The sequence below is a fragment of the Bariatricus sp. HCP28S3_F11 genome, from assembly GCF_052065395.1.
In the GTDB taxonomy this organism is placed as follows: Bacteria; Bacillota; Clostridia; order Lachnospirales; family Lachnospiraceae; genus Allocoprococcus.
This window is the reverse complement of record NZ_JBQHUC010000042.1, coordinates 1-21433: the sequence shown is the minus strand read 5'-3', so window position 1 is coordinate 21433 and position 21433 is coordinate 1. Positions and strand designations below refer to the sequence as shown.

Sequence of the window (21433 nt, the reverse complement as noted above, 5' to 3'; positions counted from 1 at the left end):
GATAAACATACGATAACTTATCAACAATCAACTAAATACGAGCGGCCGTTCTGCTCCGCATAGCGGCCGTTGAAAAACGCATTTGCGACCGCCAGAGGGCGCAAACTGCACTAAACTCTCAAAATCAGTAATCTTATTTTACACTGAGTTTTTTTCTCAACCTTCTTTCTCGGAATTCCCTATATTTGTATTATACAAGAAGCTCCTTTATCGAACAAAACAGCATCACACTTACGTGCTCATTCTGTACCAACGTACAGCTCACGCCCTATCCTTCCTGGTGTAATCTATTCTTTAAGTGTAAATACCTCTGCTTTATTGATATTTTTCATTCCACACATTTTTTTGACTCTCCTTGCATATAAAATTTTACTATTTCCACTATAGCACAGATTGTAAATTCAGTTGTTATAACCACAAAATACAGCGGTTGATTGATGGATTTTTTATCATCCCATGGACCAATGTGCAGACAAATGGACAATGGACAAAAGGATTGTCCCTTATGAAAAATGGTCTTATTTCATATTGGTAAACTGTGTCCTATTTCTATTCATGCCCCTACGAGAGGGGCTTCAACTCCGCATTATCGTACACACTTACAGGCTTCTAGCAGAGTGAAACATTTGCGGACAGTCCGCTCTCAGACTGATACGCATGGATGATTTCATGTCTGAGGACGTCTTTATCGCATCGGTCCCACCAGACAGCTGTTATGTCTTTGTCATTGCGTCTTTTAATCCAAATATCTCTGTCGTGCCTATTGCAAAGACCACCGGCATTCTTGAATATTCCGGATGAGTTTCCATCAGCTGTCCGGTGATATGGAAATCACTTTTTGGATTTAATTTTGTGCATACCGAATCATAATTTCTATGAGAATATTAGTAAAGGCTGCTACGCACCGCAGATGCGGCAAGGCCTTGACAAATATCCCCATAGAAATGGACACGTAATCAAGCACAAAAAAGACGATTTCCGAGTAACGGAACTCCGATTTCCAAATTTCCGGATTCGTGATTTCGAGCCACAAGAATATTCAATTCTCTCCGGCTACATTTAGATAATCCGGAAATTCATCCACAAATTTAATATTGTAATTAGTTCCGAGTATATTTACTATCTTCATAGCTCCTCCTTAAAATGGGTATAAAAATACCACCGGTCAATTACTGACTGGTGGTATCTACTGTTTGTTTAAATATCCGTTTTCATATAAAAATTTGTTTTCCTCGACTGTTAATACCGAAAAAGGGTTGATCCATGTGTCATCTTCCGAACTAGGTCCATCATACTTGTATTCTGACGGAATAAACCCAAGCTTTTCGCAAATTCTTTGATATTCTTTTTCTCTATCCATCAAAACACCTCCAAACTGATTCCTGCATCATCTAACTGTTTCTTTACGTTTTTAGTATACCCATCTTTTAACAACAGGTCAAGCGCTGAAACCGCCATTGGCGCATTAAACCTTTCATTGTCAACAGAATATTTATAAACCGTACCATCATGACAAACAACCAGTCCGTATTTATATTTCCTGTCTTTGCACGCCATGATATCGGGAAAACTCGGTACGCGCTTCCAGGATGATTGTGTATAGCAATAACAGTATACTGCTTTGCCTCTTTCAGCATTTTCTTCATACTATCACTTGGAGAAGCTGTATTCTCTTTGTCATAATTTTTATTAATCTTCGCATTCCCCGTCTCACTATCCACAAACGCCAGATCCTCATACACCGTTCCAGAACGATGCTCTAACATATCAAGAGCATTTTCCCACAGTGATCTGCTGATTTTATTCTCTCCAGTGATATCAGTAAATTTTCTTCTATATCCTGCAGAACTAATTGCAGATGTATTGACAACAGCATTTTTATACTTGTATTTTCGTTTACTCCCTTCTTTTTCTGAAAAAGTCCTTGACCGGTTCCACTCTTCTGTGGTTCCGCCATTATCCAAATAATCCAGCCATTCTTCGTATTCCTCACTATCCATCCAAGCGGCTATACTACATCATCGACAATTCGGATGCATCGGCGGCGCATTCACGGCAATCTGCATGTCTTTAATCTTAAAATGCTTTCCGTTCAGCTCCTTGCATATTCCGCAGGCAGTTCCATTGCAAATGAATTGATAATCTTCAAACTCATTCTTCTCAAAAGACTGCTTCTGAGCTTCTATCTGCACTCTGGCGAGCTCCGTCCGCATAAGTCTCTCTGCATTGTACTCAGATACTCCGAATCTCTTCCGAAGATGCACAGCGAGCTGCCGTGGATTCTTCCCCTGGATCATTCCTTCCATCAAGAGTTTTGATAGCTCAGATTTTAGCATGTCCTGATACATCCAGATACGATCTGAATAAGTTGCATTTGCGAACGATGCATTCACAATAGCATGAGCGTATTTCGCATTATTCCTCACCGTTTCTCCAAGGATTCCAGCCATGCGTTCGAATTCCTGCAGGGATCTCTCAGTCAGAATCTGATCAAAATATTTTTGTAAACCGTCAAACCCATCCACCAATTCAAGTCCGATATTTGCTTTCAACATTTCCAACCGGTTTACCTTCATTGTAAGATTGTAGAATTTCAATTCACGCCCCTGCGAGAGGGGCTTCGCCATGAAAGAAGTAAGGCTTGTTACATAATCTATTTCAATTCACGCCCCTGCGAGAGGGGATTCAGGGATAGCAAATATTGAAAAACTATAAGCAATATTTCAATTCACGCCCCTGCGAGAGGGGATTCCTTGCCTAAATTCTCCTTCCTTCTTCGGGGCAAATTTCAATTCACGCCCCTGCGAGAGGGGCTTCGAAGCAAAGCCCGGATACCTTTTCTTGTAGCCAAATTTCAATTCACGCCCCTGCGAGAGGGGCTTCCAAACTCTGAACCAGTAGCACCAGAAATCGCCTTATTTCAATTCACGCCCCTGCGAGAGGGGCTTCATAAAATCGCCCCCAATTCATCAAAAAAGACTTATTTCAATTCACGCCCCTGCGAGAGGGGCTTCTTTTTACGAAGATGATAAAATCTTCGATTTACTGATTTCAATTCACGCCCCTGCGAGAGGGGCTTCCCATCTTCTGTGTTAATCGTGATTGGTGTTCCCTATTTCAATTCACGCCCCTGCGAGAGGGGCTTCGGAAACGGCTCTCTTTTATATAATGTAATGTGCATTTCAATTCACGCCCCTGCGAGAGGGGATTCCATGACTCCGCTTTCGATACGCATTTTCCCGGTAATTTCAATTCACGCCCCTGCGAGAGGGGCTTCTAATTTGATCGATATACTTGAAAAAGTAAAAAAAATTTCAATTCACGCCCCTGCGAGAGGGGCTTCTATAATTGGATTGCAGTTTGTGAGGTGTGATAATATTTCAATTCACGCCCCTGCGAGAGGGGCTTCGGGTAAATCCTCTTTTCCGGATGTCTGCTTCCAATTTCAATTCACGCCCCTGCGAGAGGGGCTTCGGTTGCAAAACGATGAAAAACCCTATTACATAGATTTCAATTCACGCCCCTGCGAGAGGGGCTTCCTTACGCACGACGACTCCTTCCCCTGACGTTACTTATTTCAATTCACGCCCCTGCGAGAGGGGCTTCTATTCCGCTGGTAATTGTTCCTACAGTAGAAACCAATTTCAATTCACGCCCCTGCGAGAGGGGCTTCCACCTACTTATAGCAACAAATTTCCACCGAATCTATTTCAATTCACGCCCCTGCGAGAGGGGCTTCGTTATCCTTATTGCTGTGCTTATATCAGAGATGCAATTTCAATTCACGCCCCTGCGAGAGGGGCTTCCGGAAAATGGGAAGAGATTGAAACAAAAGCCATATTTCAATTCACGCCCCTGCGAGAGGGGCTTCGGAATAGCCGCAACATCAAACGCAGACGCTTTCAGATTTCAATTCACGCCCCTGCGAGAGGGGCTTCGAACAAGAGAATATCTCTTAAATCCTGGATATAGAATTTCAATTCACGCCCCTGCGAGAGGGGCTTCACATTGCTGTATGTCTGCGAATCTGTTTCTTTAAATTTCAATTCACGCCCCTGCGAGAGGGGCTTCATTAAATATATTCCAATCAATACAAGCGACTAACTATTTCAATTCACGCCCCTGCGAGAGGGGCTTCATAATCCAAGATGTCAAAATTATTTTTATTCAATATTTCAATTCACGCCCCTGCGAGAGGGGCTTCGCTTTGATTCCAAGAATTGCAAAAACATCTGCGAATTTCAATTCACGCCCCTGCGAGAGGGGCTTCAGCAAAAAACACCAATTTTTCTATCCGTCTTTTGCTGTTTTTTATTCATTAATTACATTTTCGCAAAATCAATTCTTTCAATTCCCAAGTTTAATCAGTATAGACCTTATATTTGTGCAATTTTCATTGCGCCGATCTCCTAAGTTTTTATGTATGGGAAATATATGCGCAAGGTTTTATAACAACAAAGGTTCCCCGGCCTCCACTTTTAACTTTTTTCCCATAGAATCAATTTTGTTCTGATAAGAATTTCCCAGCCTATAAAACCGGATGGAATCCAAATTCTTGTTTATTTCCTTGCTTAATTCATGCTTTAATGTCGTAAGCTGTGCTGCATCTACTAAGACTTCAAATACTGAGTTTTGCACTCGAACACCATATCTTTCACATAATTTTGCTACTCTTCGAAGTCTCTTTTCCCCTGCAGCATCCATCGTATTTACATCATATGTTATCACTACTAACATGATTTACCTCCAGGAATACGGCGGATATTCATCCAAATCGCCACGCAGTACTCTGGCAAATAACATCGCCTGAGCATATGGAAGCATTCCAATTTCAACATTTTCGCCTAGGAAAGGATGTCTGATTGTTTCCTTTTTCCTTTTTTGCCAGGCATTTAAAACCTTCCTTCTTCCCTTGTCATTTAAATATACTGCTTCCGAATCCGTTTCAAAATCTCTAGTTTGCAACTGTCCCTTATGAAAAAGTGACAGAACAAACCGATCACACAGTGGTGCCCGCAATTCTTCAACCAAATCCAGAGCAAAAGACGGACGCCCCGGCCGCAAAACATGTAAATACCCCGCTGCCGGATCAAGTCCTACTGTTTCTAAGGCAGATTGCGTTTCGCGGGTCAACAACATATAAACAAAAGATAACGTTGCATTTACTTCATTTTTTGGTGGCCTTCTGCTTCGGACATCAAAAACAAATTCTTTTGAATCCAACAAATTATCAAATTGAGCGAAATAAATCGTAGCCGCTGCACCTTCCAACCCTCGCATGGAATCAATATCATTGACATTTTGTAATTTTCTTGCAATATCACTAAGTTTATCTGCTGCCACTACCAAAGCACTTTTTTTTTCATCTGACTCTTTATTTCTTGCACTTCTCATAAGAACCGTTTTTGCATTACGAATTTTTCCATAAAGAATGTTTCTTACTGTCCGAGCAGAAAATTCAATATCATTTAAACTGTCATACTGTTTTTTTCGCAATAAAACATTTCCACTCGCAGGTCCGCATATTCTTCCAAGAAATTTTCCATTTTCGGATAAAAATACAAGTGAAATCCCTTCTTCTCCACAAAATCCAATCAATGGAGTTGAAACTGTATTTTGCCCGAAGCATACAATTGCTTCAATATTATGAGCTGGAACAGAAACTTTTTCTTCTCCGTCCATTTCCACAACTATATTCTGATTGCGCACATGTATATAACTGCCAGGTGTCAGAATGTAGATCGTATTCAAAAGCTTTTTCATGCACATCCCCCCGCTTCTGCTTCCTTTTTCAATTCTTTGCAATATTCAGAAGCTGATTTTTTCACTTTCGGCATACAATATTCAAACATAGAACATTTTTTGCACTTGGAGCTATACTGTGCTGCCGGAATGATAAATGATTCTCGGATTTTTCTTAACTCTATAGCTGTATCACGAACCATTGTCCGCAGTTCTTCCGTAAACTCAACCCGAAAACGTTTATGTGAAGATATAAAAAATATTTCCCCTTCTGGAATCTTCGTCTGATACATTTCTTCCAGGCACATCGCCTCTGCACACAGCTGAATTTTATACTCTAATTCATCTTCCCGAACTTTTCCATGTTTATATTCTATTGGAAACAGAGCTACTTTAAAATTTACAGCCGGAATTATACATCCACCTTCAGATTTGGTTGCTTCAATACAATCGCATTTTCCATTCACTCCCAGTTCTTCGGAAACCACTTCATATTCATAGAGTTTAAGAAATTCTCCTCTTTTCTCAATTCTCTGAGTATGAACACGTTCATGCTCCGCACGTCCTTTCGCAGTTTCCACATTTTCCACCCATACCCGTTCATTTAAAAGAAGAGCCGCCCGCCTGGGACAATAACACATCTGAGAAAGCCAGCTTAATGGAATATACTCTTTATCATTCATTTTTAAACCATTCCTCATCTTTAGGGAGTTGGTTCCATACAATATCTTTAAATGCATCTTCTTTAAAACCAACCTCAACGCCATTTGGTACATGCCTCAAATGAATAACCGCATCATAATCACGATAACTTCTTGGATATACTACACTCTCTTTTTTCTTTACTTCTACTAGCTCAAACAATTTGTGTGCTGGAGCGCATCCCAATTTTGCCTGACGAACTCTCTGCTCCAAATCAGAATCTGTCCCAACATGTTTGAAAATAATCAGCGGTGAAACCACTTCCATCTCTCCTTTACTTGCAGAACGATTATGCTCATACATATTAAGGATTGCCTCAAACAAAAGATTTAAATCCTTCTCATCAAATCCAGTTTCCGCCGCCAGATTGGCGCTGATAAATCCTCTTATTTCATATAAACCAAATGGAATGAACTGTTTACGTCCCATAGTTCGAAGTTTATCTTCCGGTTTCTCATTTTCCATACGCTGATAATCTTCCATTTTCAACTCTTTTTCCCCGTCCGTTACTGCCATACGAGTTATGGAAATGTCTAATGGCAAAACCGGATCCAGACTTTTTCCAAATGTGATTTGAACAGGTCCTCTCACTTGCCCCGCATTTGGACCAGTGCTCATTACTGCACCAAATGTACGTACATCATAAAACAAATCGCATGCTTTCTGACGTCCTGCATAAATCGCTTCTTTCGCTTTTGCACAATCTTCAACTCCAGCTTCTCTTTTAGCTCTGGCAATGTGGCGGTTTATATTTGTTGACTGCTGAACAATAATCTCCATTCCAGGTTCTCCTGCTCTGGACATAGTTACATAATTTCTAATTAGTCTTTTCGTTGATACATCCGAAATATATCCCTGCATGGTCTGAGGATCCACTCTTGGAGTGTTTCCCATATCTGGATCGCCATTAGGATTGGCATCCGTACATGCCACATAATAAATAAATTCATAACGATTTTTAATTGCCATAATAAATTCCCCCTTATATGTTTTGATTCTCTATATTATTTTTAATTTTTTCTATTCTTTCATTTTTATCCTTCTGTAGTTTCGTACACATCTGTCTGTATCCCAAAGCAAAATAAGCCTGTTGTTCCAATGTCAGAGTTGCTGGAATTTCATTTCCAATTGCACAGTACGCTCCGTCCAATGCCTCTTCATACTGTTTTCTCAGCCATTCATTTTCTATTTTTTCAAGATGATAGGCTGATAATCTGGATATCTGCCCTAATACCAACGCAGGCATCTGACTTGCACTTGAATAATATCGCTGTACGATTGTAGCATTGACATTTTTCATTGCCACATTCTGTATTGCTGCATGCACCGCCATGGCCGCACCGCAATGATAGGCAGAACTTTTGTGTTTAGGATCATATTCTGACATGATTTCATTCTCCTTTCCTTTTCTCATAAGCCAGACCTTCAACCACTGACATGCTGTCGCATCTGGTATTTTCATATTGGTCTGATTCTCATCGTTTTCCAGCATTTGCGAACGAATATACGCCAGTGAACGAAGCGCAACTGCATCCGGCAGCGAAGTTCCATGTATAATAGCACGAATGATCGCCTGTGTAATTCCCGATAATTCTTTATTTACTCTATCCCATATTTTGCTGTCAGAATTATGTTTTTTCAGCAAACATAATAATCTTGCATTCAGTTTTTTGCTTTTTTCGTTTTGTATTCCATTTAAATCTTTCAGTTCCAATTGTTCATTCCAAAGGTCAATATTCCTTTGAAGTTCTTCGTATGAACCATGTTCATACTGACGGACCATAACACGCCCATTAACACCAGATAACAAAACTATCGTATATTGGCTGGGCAAATGTGGGATTTTTTCTCCTGTTTTTACACTTTTAATCAATTTGGAAGCTTGATTTTCAGCGCTTCTGGCTTTGCTTTTTTTCTCTTCCGCTGATACTTCCACATCTTCCTCATCATCCACCAACATATTTATTCCAAGAAAATCTGCACTCAGAACAGGATCATTTTCTGCTGCAACATCTTGTTCATACCAATGTACAAACTTCATATTTGCCAATACAGGAGCCTTTTTCAATAAATGATCCAACGCAGCTTTAACCGCGAAAAAAGCTGTTTCTGATACCGGTGCATTCACACTTTTCTTCTGGTCATAGGAACAAAAAGCACTTTTGTCGAAGCAGATCAGGGCATCTCCACGGGCATGTCCACCAACTACTGCAAGCCCGGTAACCGGAGGAACTGTTTCCATAGGAACCGTATCTTCTCCGGTAATCAGACATAAGGTTTTTTCTTTTTTCTCTGCATAAATAAATTTCTTTCGATAAATATTCCACCAGTCCCTCAAGCCCTCTGCCTTTACAATGTTCTTCCCATCAACGATAAAAGAAATTCGATCTGATCCCTTAATTTTATTTTCGTTCAATGCTTCCGAAATTGCCAGAAGCGTTTTCTCGTCTTCTGCCACTTTCACACATGTCTCAAATTCCGGGAAACGATCGCTCCCATCTTCTAAAACCTGGTAGTAAAAATCTCTTTTTATCTTTGCCTTGTCTTCTAAATCGGAAGCATCTTTAAAAATTACGGATCTTTTTTCTACAATGGGATTGCACTTTTCCTTTCCATTCGCCAGACTTCCAATATCCGGGCATAAAACGGGCATATCATCTCCTAATATGATTCCAAGAAATTGTCCTTCCCTGCTTAATGAAACATATGCTTGTATTGTTTTGTTACAATATCCAGGCGGCAAAACCAGATCATTTCGTATTGCATAATCATAAAATGCCTTCAGCATTTTCTTCCCCCCTTCAGCACTTCTGGGCTGTCATACGCCGGGACTTTTATAACTCCATGTTCCACAACAGCATGATACAATGACAGCTGCGATTTCACTTTTTTTCGCACCTCATAATCATGAAGATTAAAAATGTCATAAACCATTAATCCCCCGTCCATATTGATGTCAACCGCCTCTCTGCTTCCGTCACTTTCCTCAAAATAAGCTACGAATTCTCTCAAACCTAACGATGGCTGGTAGTAACATTTTCCATTTCTTATCCTTCTGTAAGCCTGATCGTAAAGCTGCTGTTCTCTTCCTTCAAATGCAGGTCTCGGACAGATAGATGCTGTTATTCGATATCTTACATCTTTCAATGCAACTGTCTGCCTCTGTGTCCTTTCTTCATCGCTATATATTACTTTATTACTAACTCTGGTTTTCACCTCATTTCGTTTAAAACACATATATTGAATCGGATTCAAAATCTCTATCCGATTGATCTGCCAGTAAAATTCCACAGGTTTACTATAAATAGCTGATAGAATCCCCCGGCACGCCGATGGCGTGGGAAAGGGATATGTAAGTCGTTCCACTTTCGAATAAGGCGGTGTAAAACAAGCAAAATCCCCCCATACCTCTATTGATAACTCCATTTCTATCACTTCCTTCTCCTCTTATTGGACAGTATGGGGCTGATTTATCAGCCCCATACGCAAACATAAATAATTAACATATTTCAATTCTCAGCAAATCATAAATGCAAGCATAAAACAAGTATCCATAATAACAAGCACTTATTCTTGCTGTTATGTTAATTATGTATAATTTAGTCATTCTTTGTCAACCCAAAATCAAACCATTTTCTTCACATTTTTCGTTTTCTCCCTCCTCTTCAAACTGCAGTCCCATATCTTCCCGGTACATATACTCATACTGTGTACGCAGGACATAATACCCTGACTCCATCTTCTGTTTCTTCTTTTGGTCAAAATAATACGCCTGTTCACAATACTTCTCTACATCCTTCTCAAAAGTATTAACGGTAATTTCTGCTGATTTTTTTACAAGTTTCGGCGCTAAATTACCGCCTAAAAGCTCTTTTCTCACATCTTTATACAACTGCATTTTTTCACCAAAAGGAACAATCACTTTTTTGCCCTGGTTGTCAATCAGCCTGTACTCCCTGGCGGTTTCTTTATAATCTCTATCCTCAATCGCTTTTGTCAATGCCTCTTTATCTTTCGCATATTCCCGAAAAAGTATCTCATAATAATTAGATATACATTCCGGATTATTGATATCAATATTTTCTCTGGAGAGAATTTCCTTCACAACAACTGCCGCATTCTGATACCATTTATCCGGAGGATACAAGCTGCCTTCCACTTCCGGTTCAAAAACCACCACTTTTCCAATTTCAAACCTTCCACTTCGATTGCATCTTCCTGCTGCCTGAATAATTGCTTCCAGCGGTGCCAGTGCTCTGTACAAAACATGAAAATCCAGATCCACACCAGCCTCAATACACTGTGTCGATATTACCTTACATGGCAACCCTGCCTTTTGCCTTTCTTTTATTTTTCTTATAACTTCACTTCGATGTTTCGGACATAGATCCGTTGTTAAGAAAAATATTTCTTCTCGATCGCAATGGTCATTTTTTAAGAATTCAAACAATTTCACTGCGTGTCTGCGAAGATTCACGATTGCGCAAACGTTTTCTACCTCTTCCATTTCCCACGCTATTTTTTCCAATGGAATCTGTTTTTTCATTCTCCATTCCACTTGCGTTCTTGTTAATTTTTTATACATCATCGGATATTCCGGTACAATCTCAATTGGTTTCCAGGATACTCCCTGTATAGATTTAAATTCCGGCTGCGTAGCAGTAGAAAAGACCATCGTACAGTGGTATCGGCTGCACAATGCATTTACAGCATTCAAAGTTGCAGCCAACAAATTTGCCGGTAAGCTTTGCGCCTCATCAAACAAAATGATACTGTTTGCAATATTATGTAGTTTCCTGCAGTCTGTTGGCTTTTGTGCAAATAACGCCTGAAAAAAATTAACCGAGGTAGTTATAATAAATGGGGACTCCCAGCGTTCCGCAAACTCCCGCTGCCTGTCATCCAACTCACTTTGGCTATGATCCTGTAAAATCTCCGGAATTATTTTCGAATACACCTCGTAGCTTTGTTCTGTCAATGCAAGAAACGGCAGTACAAGTATAATACGCTTCTTCTTAAATTCGTCTGCATGTTGCAACGCAAAATGCAATAATGCCAGTGTCTTTCCCGTTCCTGTAGGTGCTGTAAGTGTAAATAAACCTTCTTTTAATCTTGCAGCCTCCCCACACCTTACAAATAATAAGTCACGAAGCTCATTCACGGCCGAAGAGCCTTTTGCATTCTTTTTCAATTCTTTCCTATATTCATATAATGCCTTCAAACATTGATCCGCTTTGAATTCCAATGGCTCTTGTAATTTTTTTTCTGATGAAATGGTATAATCTGCATCGACCAGACAAGAAAATAACATGCGTGTATATAACATCGCATCTACAGATTCATCGATTTCCTCCATCTTTTGCACTTTTTCTATTGCCCGAACTTCTGATGGAACTTGAGGAAAATCTTTTATAAAAGCATTTGACGCTTCTAGATATTGTTTTTGGCCTGATAATGCCGCAGTCTTTCGATTATTGCACTCCACAGGATCACCAGATCGAAGACTCTTTTCCAAAAATGCTTTCAGATCATCATATCCAATAAGACCGTCGTGATGTCCATTTATTGCTTCTATAGCTGCCCGGTAACAAAACGAAGATTTTCTATTTCCAACCAGGCAATACAGAAATGCAGCTCCACAAAGTGCATGATCAATGTGGGTAAATTTTCTCTCCAAAACACCTTTAAAACTTACACTATATTTTCCAAAATCATGCAATTTTCCACATAATTCAGCTGTTTTTCTACTTCCAATCTGCTCCCCAAAGACTCCAGCCATCTCACCGACTTTTGCCAGATGATCTCTAAGCAACTCCTGGCTCCCATCTTCGCGCTTTGATTTCGCATAATACTGTGTATTGTTATCATTCATCTTTACTTTTCCTTTTCATTAATACGTGAAAGTGAATAGTTTAAATAAGCTATAGGCATTCACCGATGTGTTATAGAATGAAATCACCAAATCCATTAATCCGCACACACAAAGGAATGCTTATATGTACAGATTATAACATTCATTTGAGCAGGCGTAAATTATAAAGGTGCAACAAATTCATGAAGTCCCGTCATTCGACTCCATCAAAGGAAGAGCCTACGCGTAGCGGATATGTAATGACACCGGAAGCATCCAGCATTGATACTCTTTTATCCCGCAGTAAAGCCATTGCGGACCAGATGCGAGATGAGGTGGACGACTGATGCTTACCGGAACTGCACTCATAAATGAGCTTGTAGATGAATTGAACGAGCTCAAACTTTCTACAATGGCAGCCACTCTGGATGATCTGTACCACAGACCAAGATTTCTGGAAATGGATCGGCTTACTCTGATTGCGGAACTGATCGGACCACAATTTCAGGAAAAGATCAGTACAACACTTAAAAATCGACTGACAGTAGCTCATCTGAAAGGATCCCCTGAAGAGTTATCGGATTGCGTTGATTCTGATAAAAGAGAATAACAGCGCCAATGCTGCAGATAAGAAAAGCCATTGGGATCATTCATCCATCCGGTACGCACAGGCAGGTGAAAATCCGGTCTCTCCTCTTTCGATATCATTTTTCAGAAGCCTCCTCATATTTGCGGGCTTCACGTAAAGTCTAACTGTTCATTTTTTCCTCCTGTCTATCATTCCGTCATAATCACTGCATCTTTTACTTCCAGATTTCCCTCAGAGACAAAGAACCCGAGACTGCGTCCCTGATAATTATACATTCTGAAACCAAAAGCCACATCGTTGTTTACATAGAGTACAGCGATCGTATCCTGTATATAGAGTGCAAGTTCGTATTCTTTGTCCGTCTCCAGAGTAAGCGGACGCTCCATCTCTACCGCATACGGGAACATCTGTCCTCCCTGTTCATACATTCTAAGTCCGGAACGGAACTGAATTCTGTTGAAATCCGGCTCAAACATCAGATAATATCCGAAGTCAAATTTCTCGTCCACCTGCAAAGCAAGGCCAAACCGGGACGGTTCTCCTGTATATTTCAAAGTTGCATGGATACAGCACTGTTCCGGGATTTTCTGCGCAAGCGCAGCCGAATAACCGTATTCCGAGCAGCAGCTGAGGCTGTTATGATCTTTCGTCCATGTTCCTGTCAGCCCTTCTGCATGTATTTCTTCCGACCTGACAAACGCATTGGCTACACTGTCCACCGGGCATACCCCCAGCGTCCCGTCCTCATGCTGCAGGATCTTGTGTACTACAATGGAACCGCCCCAGTTCCAGGTCTGATAGTCCTTTCCAAAATCGTTCCCCGGATCAAAGCCCCATCCGTTCTCTCCCCGGGTCGGATTCCATCCATAAATAAAACGATCCTTTCCATCCGTCCCTGTCTTAGCCGCATAAAAAGCTCTTCCGTCAAAGGTATCCACTCTGGGTTTGAGCCATGGTCCTTTTGGGGACCGACTCATACGATAATAGGTACTGAATCCGTCCGTATAACTGGAATAAACCAGATAATACCAGTCTCCCATCTTAAAGAAGTCCGGACACTCATAAGCTCCCTGATGGGTTCGCGGTGCGTAAAGCGGTCTTCTGTATTCCCAGTGAGCCAGGTCATCTGAGACACAGAGCGCTACACAGCCATTTCTCTCAGTTGCACCATTTTCCCGTGCAGCAAGCAGCATCCACCATTTCTGCTCTTCCTCATTCCAGAATACAAATGGATCTCTCCAGTCCGACATCCTGTAGATTTCTCCGTCAGCTGTAAATTTCTCTTCCGGTATATCTGTCCAGTGTACCAGATCGGTGCTGGTCGCATGTCTTGCCCACTGGGCCTGCGGTTCCTGATCAAACGTGCAGTAAAACATGTGATACAGTCCGTTCACTTTCAGAATGGAACCTGTCCCTCCGTGAATGTTGGTGGGCGTTTCTATAAAATTCCGGTTGTCCTCCGAAACAATATGATGCCATCCGTACACGACCATATCCTTCGGCGCATCCGGATTCCAGTTCTTTAAATAATAACCTTCAAACCGTTTTGTTTCTTCATTGTAATATGGGATGACATCTCCTGTTTTTGCATACTCCGGTGAGTAAAACAGATCCATTGCTCTTCCTCCCGTCTTTTTTCAAATCATTCATTTGCAAAAGGGCCGCCAATACGGCAGCCCTCGCACATTACTTCATCAAGTACCGTGACACCCCATTAATAATTGGTCAGTTCATAGAACATATCGAAACCTTTCTGCTTCAGTTCCAGCAGTTCGGAAAGTCCCATAGCATCCATTTTATCAAGGTATGCACTCCATGCGTCATCTGTGATTCCGTCTTTTACGATCTTAGCCTTTACTTGATATCAATATTTTATCACAGAAATAATTTCATTGGAAGTAGAAAACGGGCAGTTGCGGAAGAACCCAAAGGGGCCGGAATAATCAATTTACCACTGTATGTCAAAATCCCCCTTTTTCCAACTGCTTTTTCTCAGCATATTCCTGTTCCAGTTCCTCTGCCAGATATGCATCGCTCATGCAGTGCATATCCGATACACCGTCACGAATCAGCTGATAGACCTCGGAATGGTAAAAAAAATCCAATGCCGCATCCAGTGAAAGTCCCTGCTGTTTAGCAAAACACTCAATGACACGGCTGTATTTTTTCTGAAGTAAAATCGGATTAGCTGTCATAATATTTCACTCCCTTCAAAATGCAGCAAAGACAATGCCTTCTCTGTGCGAAAACAAATTTGCAGGTTCGGCTTTTCATATCGCAGACGGTTGATGGCTTCCATCTTATCAATCAATCCGTCAAAAAACAGTTCCACCGTATTGAATACCTTATCATTGGCAACACCGCCCACAACAAGGTCATAATTTGTCGAATCTTTTCCGCTACGGCAGTTCAGAATAAAATCCAGCCATTCCTCGGAATACGAATCGAATTTCAATATTTTCAGTTCAACTTTCCGACTTTCATCATACTCATATCGAGAAATAACACCATCTTTTCCACGACGTTTGAACTTTCCGCACCACTTTTCAGCCTGCTCATGCAGTGGCGTGACATAGAAGCCACGTCCGAAGTCAACATTAGGGCGGGAATGAACCAAATCCGGCTTTGCAATCTCTAAAAAAGAACCATGATAGAGAATCATACTTTCACACCCCTTTCTTTCATCACATCAAGAAGGTCGTCTACGATATATTCCCGGCTCTGAGTATGCAGCACTTCATATTCCGGCACGATATATCCGTTCAGAATGTCGCTCTTTTCAGTAAATGCCTGATAGACATACTCTGCATCTACACCCAGTTTTGCCGCCACATTTTCAATGCAAAACACGACAAACTCCAACTCACTGGAATTTTTTATTTTTCCATCCTGCATCACAAATTCTACCTCCCTTTACTTAATATTTGTTGCAATTTCAGAAAGAGCAACGTTAATTGACTTTTCCTTTTCTTCCTTACCTAAAACTGTATTTGATAATATTGAATCAAGAATATTATGTTTCACTTCATTACCACCTCTATATCCCCTTCTTATTTGCATTGCGTTTTTATCTCTTCTATAGAATCTTTCAATTCACGCATTTTTGTCACAATTTCAAAATTTTCACCATTTAATTTCCAAATATCAACTGAGCTAATTGTTGTTGCCAACTCTTTCTCCACTTTAATCAATGTATCATAAATTTGAATTTATCTATTCAGTCCTCTATAAACCCTGTATTTTCAAGGCATACCGCCTGTTAAATGTTCAAACCTTATGTAATTTCCCTTGTTTTTGCCCTTATGAGCCGAAACAAGGGAAATTTTTATTCTCCGCCGATTACCTTATCCAGCAACCTTGCGGAAGTACGCTTCGCTTCCCTTGTAGCGTGAGCGTAAATGTTCATTGTGGTACTTACATCAGCGTGTCCGAGAAGTTCCTGCACATCTTTAGGTGCTGCACCGTTTGAAAGCAGATTGCTTGTATAAGTGTGTCTGAGCATATGGAAGTGGAAATCCTCCAATCCCTCCACCTTTTTTCTCGCTGTCCTGCACATAATCCCCACCGTACTCGGTGCTTCAAATGCCCCGTCAGATCTAAGGCAGACAAAGGATAATTCCTTGTACCCCTCAGGGACTTCCTCCGACCTCGGCAGACTGTAAACCTCATAATAGGTGCGGTCTTTTTCTTTGACCTCCAAATAGTAATTAAGGCTGTACAGTTCCCCGTATCGGAAACGGTTTTTGTGTTGTTCTGCTTTCGCAGTTTTTAGGATAGCGGCAAGCGTATCGCAAAAGTCTACGGTGCGGATTTTTTTACGCTTTGTTGCCCCTATTTCTGTTTTGTGCCTTGCCCCGTTGTAACGCATACTGCGGCGTACTGTCAGATATTGTTCTTCAAGGTTGATGTCCTGCCAAGTCAGTCCACAGACCTCTCCAATACGCAAGCCTGTATAATAGGCTATCTGTATAGGCAGAAGTGCAGGATTATTTTTCTTTCTTAGAAAATCCTCTAACCTCTGATACTGTTCGTAGTTGAGTGTTGGTGTGGAAGTTGTTTCTCCATCCTCGTCCGAGAACAGTTCGTATTCTTCTTTCTTTCCTCGCCATACCACATACTGCATCGGGTTAAAGGTTATCAGCCTTTTCGGGAATACTGCAAAACGGAACGCCCCTTGCAAAACAGCCGAAAACAATCGGAGATACCCTTTGCTGAGTGCCTTTGCGGTTGTACCGTCAGGATTTGTACCTCCAAAGCTGAGAAAATCTATATACGCCTGTAAATGGTCGGCGGTTACGGTTTTCAGCTTTCGGTTTCCTATCGGGTGCTGTTTGATACGGTTGACCGTTCCTTGATAGGACATTACCGTACCATTGCTGAGATTGCCGGGTTTCAGTTCTTCCTCCACCCACAGATCAAGCAGCATACCGACCGTGATGTTTTCAGACTTCGCAACGAATTTCTTTTCCTCATAGTCAGCGATTGCCTTTCTGAGCAGGGCTTCTGTTTCGGACTTGCTTTCTGTTCCCACAAACTCTTTCTGTACTTTTCTGCCGCTTTCATCTTCGATGTAGAAGCGTGCGTACCACTTTTTACCTTTTTTTCTTACAGAACCTTTTGCCATAGATAAATTTCCCCTTTCTATCCGTGGCAATCGGGACTGTGACATATGGTGTGCGTAAAGTAATAAGGTTACTTATGCCGATGAGTGTCAGTCATCGTTTTCACTTGTCAAAGAGCCACGGAATTTTTCTTTTTCAGCAACCCTTTCTTCGGCTGCTGTCACTATCCCGAACAGGTCGCCCATCTTTACAGCGGTGCGTCCCTCATCGTAGATATGTAAAATCCCATCTAAAAACTGCTTCATATCCTCGATAGGAAGTTCCATTTCTTTACGGTAAACTCTTTCCATAATCGCCCCTGACTCAATCGCATAGCGGCGTAAAGACTGCTTTAAGCCCTCGTCCTCTGCTACACGGTCAACCTCATCCATAGCGTCTGCAAAGTGATAAGTCATAACCGTATAGAGGTCAATCATTTTTCCGAGAAATGTGGTGAGCAGTTGTTGATGTGGTTCTCCCTTTACCACAGAAGAAACCGTATCAAGATATTTTTTGATATGTTCCTCCATGTCCTTTGCACATAAAGTGCGGCTGTCATATTCCTTATCTTCAGAAAATCCTGTCAGCCATTCGGGAGTGGTCAGGAGTGCTTCTGCCAGTCCGTTGATAATCATTGTACGCTTCGGGTCTACTCCGTCCGCTTCATATCTTTGAATGGTAGATTTGTTTACCCCGACACGCTTACCAAGTTCGGGCATTGTTAAGTTTAATTCTGTTCGGCGTTCTTTCACTCGTTCACCGACCTGTTTTGCGGTGAATGTAATTTCTTTTTTCAAGGTTTTCACCTCCTATTGCTGATAGTATAACACAGCAAAGCCTATTTTGCAACTATAAATTTAATAATATGCAAAAATATTTCTTAATAAGTTGTAAATTGAGTTGACAAGAGATAGCAGAATAAGTATAATTACAGATACATAGTTGCAAAATGCGTATTTTGAAAGGAGGTTGATAAAATGAGCAATATCAAAATGGGTTTAACCATAGAAGAAGCCGCAGAATGTACGGGTATCGGAAGAAATACAATGCGTAAGTTGGTAGAGTGGGGCAAGTTGCCTGTCCTCAAGGTCGGCAGAAAAGCGATTATCCGCAGGGATACTTTAGAGCGATTTATGAGCGTCAATCAGGGAAGAAATCTGCTCAATGAAAACGATGTCCGCAAAGTAGAATAAACATTCTCCAAGCCCTCGGCGTTTGAGAGCGAAATACACCCCTCGCACAAATCTTCGATTTGTACTCTGGGTATTTCGCCCTTGCAGGGGGCACTGTATCACAGCTTCGGACAAAGCACCGCCGCTATGATACAGAAGAAAACAGCCCGCTGTTTTCTTCGCTGTCCGTCTGCTTACGCCGCCGAAACAGCGGCAACCGATTTCTCGGTTGCAAAAAGAGTATGCCCGTCACGGGAGGAAGGAGTATATGGCAAGACACAGTTTTATACAGATGTCGAAGCTACCCAATGTCAAGGGAAGAATATCCTATATCACAAGCCACGCAAGGCAGGAAAACCTTTATGCCACCTACCGCACCGCCAACAATGAATTTTGGAGTAATCTCGCAAGGGAAAGCCAGCAGGAATTTAAGCGAAGCGGTACAGAGGGGAAATGTATCGAAGCAAGGGAATTGATTATCGCCTTGCCCGAAATTTATACGAGATACGAGCCGCAGGAAGTCCTTGAAGATTTTACGGAGGAGTTCCACAGGCGGTATGGTGTGGAGTGCGTGTCAGCCCTCCACCATAACAAACGCAAGACCAATTATCATATCCATCTTATCTTCAGCGAAAGAAAACTGTTTCCTGAGCCTGACATCAAGATAGCCACACGCAGCGTTTTCTATGATGAAACAGGCAAAAGGGTACGCACTAAAAAAGAAATTACAGGGGAGGACGGACAGATACGAAAAGGCTGCACCGTCATTAAAAAGGGTGAGGTTTACGAAAGCCACCTCTTTACCGTGAAAGATGATAAATTCAAAAGCGAGCCTTTTCTTCGGGAGGTAAAAGAGATTTACACCGACCTTATCAATCGGCATATCTCCGATCCCGAACAGCGGTTAAAGGTATTTGATAAGAACAGCGTTTATCTTCCCACCAAGAAAATCGGCAAGAACAATCCCAAAGCCGACGAGATTGAAGCGGACAACATCGCAAGGCAGGAATGGAACAGAACGGCGGATATGGCACTCATATCGGGTATTTCCGAAGCAAAGATTTTAGAGGTCAAACAGACCGAGATACACGAAAAAGCAAGCCAATCTATCAAAAGCAAAGGCTGGCTGCCTAATCTGTTCCGTGGGATTGTAGCAAAGGCAAAAGATTTTCTGCAAAAACTTATTCGGGAAAAAGATATGCCGCCCAAGCCTACGCTTGATATTGATATGGCAGAGTTCCGCCATATGCGAAACCTGATGATAAAGGTACAGGATAAGGCGGTAAAAATCAAAAACTTGCGAGATAAAGTTCTGCCACAGTTGAAACAGCAGCTTGCCGATACAAAGGGGCTTTTCAAAGGTAAAGAACGAAAAGCGTTGGAGGTAAAAATCAAAGAAACCGAAACGGAGATTGCCGACAGGCTGGATAAAATCCCCGATACACTCAAAGCGGACGGTTATCCTGATGTGCAAGTTTTTATGCGTACTTTCCGAGAAATGGAAAGCGTTGTAGAACAGTACAACCATGACCTTGCCGAGTGGGAATACCAAGTCAGCAGGAAGCCGACAGCCACCTCTAAAGAACAACACAAACCGCCCGAAAAGCAGAGCGTGCTAAAACATCTGCGTGAGATACAGGAACGCAACAAACAAAAACCACCGCAAAGACAGCGTAAGAAATCCATTGACAGAGATAGCCGATAGGCATGAAAAACACCGCCCAGCGTGTGACCGCTGGCGGTGTCTTACATAACATCTTATCCGTTTCCTTACAACCTGAACTTAAAAAATGTATGTACTAATTCCCCATAAAATACAAATATGTAAAATATAGAAAATATAAAAGAATTTTTTCATACCCATTCCTTTTTCCCCATTATAATAGAGCAAAACTGGTAATGCAAAAATTTGCATCCACTGATAGTTATCCAATAATGGTGAGCCACCATTATAAATAGGAGCAAAAGCTTCAAAATATCCCATTAATGCTAGTTCAATGAATTCACTAATTACATCTCCGATTATAGGAATATTTTGAATATAACTTAGTGCTATTGGAATGTATGCTTTCAAACTAAACAATGCAAATATTCCACAAAACACTGAATACAAAATCGTAATTCTTTTTTTATTATTATATGCATAATAAAATAATAATCCTTCTATTAATGCAAAAAGTCCGCTTTCACTAAACATATATGAACCCAACAATGCTGGTATTAACTTCATTGTAATCAGGTTCTCATCGTAAAAATAACACATTGATAATATAATCAAAAAACTTAGAATTTGCCATGTAATATATAGTATAATTCTTCGTTTAATATTTGTTTTTTCAATGATAATTTTCAAAAAAAATGCTGTACAGAATAATGGTAAAAAATAGTTATTACTTACCCCTGTAAAGGTCTGAATCACAGCCATAATCACACTGGCTGTATATAACCGAATGAGATATTTTTTTCTGTTTTTTGTATATTTAATTCCTTCTACCATACAAAAAACAAAAATAGGAGCCGAAATTCTACCTATCCATCGAAACCATATCGGCATATATGGTATAAATTCAGCAACATGGTCAAATACCATACATATGAGTGCTATCCATTTTAAACAAGTTGTACTTATGCCATTGTTTTGTAATTTCATAATACTTCCTTTTTCGTAACTATTCAGAACCACCCTTATTCAAAGATGAAATCAGGGTGGCCTGAGATCGCATTTTTGATTGCTTCGTAAGCATTGTATCCCTGCTTATGTGCCGTACCAACGTAG

At 41.0% G+C, this 21433-nt stretch carries 21 protein-coding genes, 1 pseudogene and 1 CRISPR repeat array; of the genes and pseudogenes, 4 read left to right on the top strand and 18 right to left on the bottom strand.

Annotation, left to right across the window (positions count from 1 at the left end; translation table 11 throughout):
- Window positions 1-1186 precede the first annotated feature (1186 nt).
- The 10 genes from ACTNBR_RS14610 to cas3 all read right to left on the bottom strand — a co-directional run bounded on the left by ACTNBR_RS14610 (window position 1187) and on the right by cas3 (window position 12316).
- Window positions 1187-1360: a hypothetical protein gene (locus tag ACTNBR_RS14610; RefSeq protein WP_427818977.1), complete on the bottom strand. Its 174-nt coding sequence runs from the start codon at window positions 1358-1360 to the stop codon at window positions 1187-1189.
- A gap of 67 nt (window positions 1361-1427) precedes the next feature.
- Window positions 1428-2000: a hypothetical protein gene (locus ACTNBR_RS14605; protein WP_441018922.1), complete on the bottom strand. Its 573-nt coding sequence runs from the start codon at window positions 1998-2000 to the stop codon at window positions 1428-1430.
- 18 nt (window positions 2001-2018) lie between these two features.
- Window positions 2019-2555 carry a minor capsid protein gene (locus ACTNBR_RS14600; protein WP_441018920.1) on the bottom strand — a complete coding sequence of 179 codons (537 nt, stop codon included), beginning with the start codon at window positions 2553-2555 and terminating at the stop codon, window positions 2019-2021.
- Between the two features lie 35 nt (window positions 2556-2590).
- A CRISPR array of direct repeats spans window positions 2591-4270; the repeat unit is 32 nt; unit sequence ATTTCAATTCACGCCCCTGCGAGAGGGGCTTC.
- Window positions 4271-4446: 176 nt separating this feature from the next.
- Entirely contained in the window at window positions 4447-4737 is a 291-nt protein-coding gene (gene cas2 / locus ACTNBR_RS14595; protein WP_235232993.1) for a CRISPR-associated endonuclease Cas2, read from the bottom strand.
- A 3-nt stretch (window positions 4738-4740) separates the two neighbouring features.
- Window positions 4741-5763 (bottom strand): type I-C CRISPR-associated endonuclease Cas1c, encoded by a 1023-nt coding sequence (gene cas1c / locus ACTNBR_RS14590; RefSeq protein ID WP_441018918.1) that lies wholly within the window; start codon window positions 5761-5763, stop codon window positions 4741-4743.
- Window positions 5760-6425 (bottom strand): CRISPR-associated protein Cas4, encoded by a 666-nt coding sequence (gene cas4 / locus ACTNBR_RS14585; RefSeq protein WP_427818972.1) that lies wholly within the window; start codon window positions 6423-6425, stop codon window positions 5760-5762. Before cas4 ends, cas1c begins: the two co-directional genes overlap by 4 nt.
- Window positions 6418-7413 (bottom strand): type I-C CRISPR-associated protein Cas7/Csd2, encoded by a 996-nt coding sequence (cas7c, locus tag ACTNBR_RS14580; RefSeq protein WP_427818971.1) that lies wholly within the window; start codon window positions 7411-7413, stop codon window positions 6418-6420. The genes cas4 and cas7c overlap by 8 nt, the downstream gene beginning before the upstream one ends.
- Window positions 7414-7426: 13 nt before the next feature.
- A complete protein-coding gene (locus ACTNBR_RS14575) occupies window positions 7427-9232 on the bottom strand; it encodes a type I-C CRISPR-associated protein Cas8c/Csd1 (RefSeq protein ID WP_441018916.1) in 1806 nt (601 codons plus the stop codon).
- A complete protein-coding gene (gene cas5c / locus ACTNBR_RS14570) occupies window positions 9226-9870 on the bottom strand; it encodes a type I-C CRISPR-associated protein Cas5c (RefSeq protein WP_427818969.1) in 645 nt (214 codons plus the stop codon). Before cas5c ends, ACTNBR_RS14575 begins: the two co-directional genes overlap by 7 nt.
- A 187-nt stretch (window positions 9871-10057) precedes the next feature.
- Window positions 10058-12316, bottom strand: coding sequence for a CRISPR-associated helicase Cas3' (gene cas3 / locus ACTNBR_RS14565; RefSeq protein ID WP_441018914.1), 2259 nt, complete (start codon window positions 12314-12316; stop codon window positions 10058-10060).
- Window positions 12317-12498: 182 nt separating this feature from the next.
- On the opposite strand from cas3, the gene ACTNBR_RS14560 reads away from it, so the two are divergent.
- Together ACTNBR_RS14560 and ACTNBR_RS14555 are read left to right on the top strand one after the other, a co-directional pair.
- Window positions 12499-12642 carry a hypothetical protein gene (locus tag ACTNBR_RS14560; protein WP_291816985.1) on the top strand — a complete coding sequence of 48 codons (144 nt, stop codon included), beginning with the start codon at window positions 12499-12501 and terminating at the stop codon, window positions 12640-12642.
- A complete protein-coding gene (locus tag ACTNBR_RS14555) occupies window positions 12642-12905 on the top strand; it encodes a hypothetical protein (RefSeq protein ID WP_291816983.1) in 264 nt (87 codons plus the stop codon). Before ACTNBR_RS14560 ends, ACTNBR_RS14555 begins: the two co-directional genes overlap by 1 nt.
- A 17-nt stretch (window positions 12906-12922) precedes the next feature.
- Here the strand turns inward: ACTNBR_RS14555 and ACTNBR_RS14550 are convergent.
- The 7 genes and pseudogenes from ACTNBR_RS14550 to ACTNBR_RS14520 form a co-directional block, all read right to left on the bottom strand.
- Window positions 12923-13044, bottom strand: a pseudogene (locus ACTNBR_RS14550) (glycoside hydrolase family 32 protein); the annotation flags it as partial.
- Window positions 13045-13072: 28 nt separating this feature from the next.
- A complete protein-coding gene (locus ACTNBR_RS14545; RefSeq protein WP_441018912.1) occupies window positions 13073-14500 on the bottom strand; it encodes a family 43 glycosylhydrolase in 1428 nt (475 codons plus the stop codon).
- 345 nt (window positions 14501-14845) lie between these two features.
- Window positions 14846-15079: a DUF3791 domain-containing protein gene (locus ACTNBR_RS14540; protein ID WP_441018910.1), complete on the bottom strand. Its 234-nt coding sequence runs from the start codon at window positions 15077-15079 to the stop codon at window positions 14846-14848.
- Window positions 15076-15546 carry a DUF3990 domain-containing protein gene (locus ACTNBR_RS14535; protein ID WP_427806750.1) on the bottom strand — a complete coding sequence of 157 codons (471 nt, stop codon included), beginning with the start codon at window positions 15544-15546 and terminating at the stop codon, window positions 15076-15078. Before ACTNBR_RS14535 ends, ACTNBR_RS14540 begins: the two co-directional genes overlap by 4 nt.
- Window positions 15543-15779, bottom strand: a complete 237-nt coding sequence (locus tag ACTNBR_RS14530) for a DUF3791 domain-containing protein (RefSeq protein WP_427806818.1) — start codon at window positions 15777-15779, stop codon at window positions 15543-15545. Before ACTNBR_RS14530 ends, ACTNBR_RS14535 begins: the two co-directional genes overlap by 4 nt.
- A 430-nt stretch (window positions 15780-16209) precedes the next feature.
- Entirely contained in the window at window positions 16210-17508 is a 1299-nt protein-coding gene (locus ACTNBR_RS14525; RefSeq protein ID WP_441018906.1) for a tyrosine-type recombinase/integrase, read from the bottom strand.
- Between the two features lie 87 nt (window positions 17509-17595).
- Entirely contained in the window at window positions 17596-18282 is a 687-nt protein-coding gene (locus tag ACTNBR_RS14520; RefSeq protein ID WP_441018904.1) for a helix-turn-helix domain-containing protein, read from the bottom strand.
- A 180-nt stretch (window positions 18283-18462) separates the two neighbouring features.
- On the opposite strand from ACTNBR_RS14520, the gene ACTNBR_RS14515 reads away from it, so the two are divergent.
- Both ACTNBR_RS14515 and ACTNBR_RS14510 read left to right on the top strand, forming a co-directional pair.
- Window positions 18463-18678 (top strand): helix-turn-helix domain-containing protein, encoded by a 216-nt coding sequence (locus ACTNBR_RS14515; protein ID WP_117768996.1) that lies wholly within the window; start codon window positions 18463-18465, stop codon window positions 18676-18678.
- Window positions 18679-18925: 247 nt separating this feature from the next.
- Window positions 18926-20362 (top strand): MobA/MobL family protein, encoded by a 1437-nt coding sequence (locus ACTNBR_RS14510; protein ID WP_441018924.1) that lies wholly within the window; start codon window positions 18926-18928, stop codon window positions 20360-20362.
- Window positions 20363-20440: 78 nt separating this feature from the next.
- Here the strand turns inward: ACTNBR_RS14510 and ACTNBR_RS14505 are convergent, their stop codons facing one another.
- Window positions 20441-21307: a TraX family protein gene (locus ACTNBR_RS14505; RefSeq protein ID WP_441018902.1), complete on the bottom strand. Its 867-nt coding sequence runs from the start codon at window positions 21305-21307 to the stop codon at window positions 20441-20443.
- Between the last annotated feature and the right edge of the window lie 126 nt (window positions 21308-21433).

Excerpts from the sequence above, each read along its gene's own strand:
- ACTNBR_RS14610 (WP_427818977.1), bottom strand. The coding sequence starts at position 1,360 with ATGGATAGAGAAAAAGAATATCAAAGAATTTGCGAAAAGCTTGGGTTT.
- ACTNBR_RS14605 (WP_441018922.1), bottom strand. The coding sequence starts at position 2,000 with ATGGATAGTGAGGAATACGAAGAATGGCTGGATTATTTGGATAATGGC.
- ACTNBR_RS14600 (WP_441018920.1), bottom strand. The coding sequence starts at position 2,555 with ATGTTGAAAGCAAATATCGGACTTGAATTGGTGGATGGGTTTGACGGT.
- cas2 (WP_235232993.1), bottom strand. The coding sequence starts at position 4,737 with ATGTTAGTAGTGATAACATATGATGTAAATACGATGGATGCTGCAGGG.
- cas1c (WP_441018918.1), bottom strand. The coding sequence starts at position 5,763 with ATGAAAAAGCTTTTGAATACGATCTACATTCTGACACCTGGCAGTTAT.
- cas4 (WP_427818972.1), bottom strand. The coding sequence starts at position 6,425 with ATGAATGATAAAGAGTATATTCCATTAAGCTGGCTTTCTCAGATGTGT.
- cas7c (WP_427818971.1), bottom strand. The coding sequence starts at position 7,413 with ATGGCAATTAAAAATCGTTATGAATTTATTTATTATGTGGCATGTACG.
- ACTNBR_RS14575 (WP_441018916.1), bottom strand. The coding sequence starts at position 9,232 with ATGCTGAAGGCATTTTATGATTATGCAATACGAAATGATCTGGTTTTG.
- cas5c (WP_427818969.1), bottom strand. The coding sequence starts at position 9,870 with ATGGAGTTATCAATAGAGGTATGGGGGGATTTTGCTTGTTTTACACCG.
- cas3 (WP_441018914.1), bottom strand. The coding sequence starts at position 12,316 with ATGAATGATAACAATACACAGTATTATGCGAAATCAAAGCGCGAAGAT.
- ACTNBR_RS14560 (WP_291816985.1), top strand. The coding sequence starts at position 12,499 with ATGAAGTCCCGTCATTCGACTCCATCAAAGGAAGAGCCTACGCGTAGC.
- ACTNBR_RS14555 (WP_291816983.1), top strand. The coding sequence starts at position 12,642 with ATGCTTACCGGAACTGCACTCATAAATGAGCTTGTAGATGAATTGAAC.
- ACTNBR_RS14545 (WP_441018912.1), bottom strand. The coding sequence starts at position 14,500 with ATGGATCTGTTTTACTCACCGGAGTATGCAAAAACAGGAGATGTCATC.
- ACTNBR_RS14540 (WP_441018910.1), bottom strand. The coding sequence starts at position 15,079 with ATGACAGCTAATCCGATTTTACTTCAGAAAAAATACAGCCGTGTCATT.
- ACTNBR_RS14535 (WP_427806750.1), bottom strand. The coding sequence starts at position 15,546 with ATGATTCTCTATCATGGTTCTTTTTTAGAGATTGCAAAGCCGGATTTG.
- ACTNBR_RS14530 (WP_427806818.1), bottom strand. The coding sequence starts at position 15,779 with ATGCAGGATGGAAAAATAAAAAATTCCAGTGAGTTGGAGTTTGTCGTG.
- ACTNBR_RS14525 (WP_441018906.1), bottom strand. The coding sequence starts at position 17,508 with ATGGCAAAAGGTTCTGTAAGAAAAAAAGGTAAAAAGTGGTACGCACGC.
- ACTNBR_RS14515 (WP_117768996.1), top strand. The coding sequence starts at position 18,463 with ATGAGCAATATCAAAATGGGTTTAACCATAGAAGAAGCCGCAGAATGT.
- ACTNBR_RS14510 (WP_441018924.1), top strand. The coding sequence starts at position 18,926 with ATGGCAAGACACAGTTTTATACAGATGTCGAAGCTACCCAATGTCAAG.
- ACTNBR_RS14505 (WP_441018902.1), bottom strand. The coding sequence starts at position 21,307 with ATGAAATTACAAAACAATGGCATAAGTACAACTTGTTTAAAATGGATA.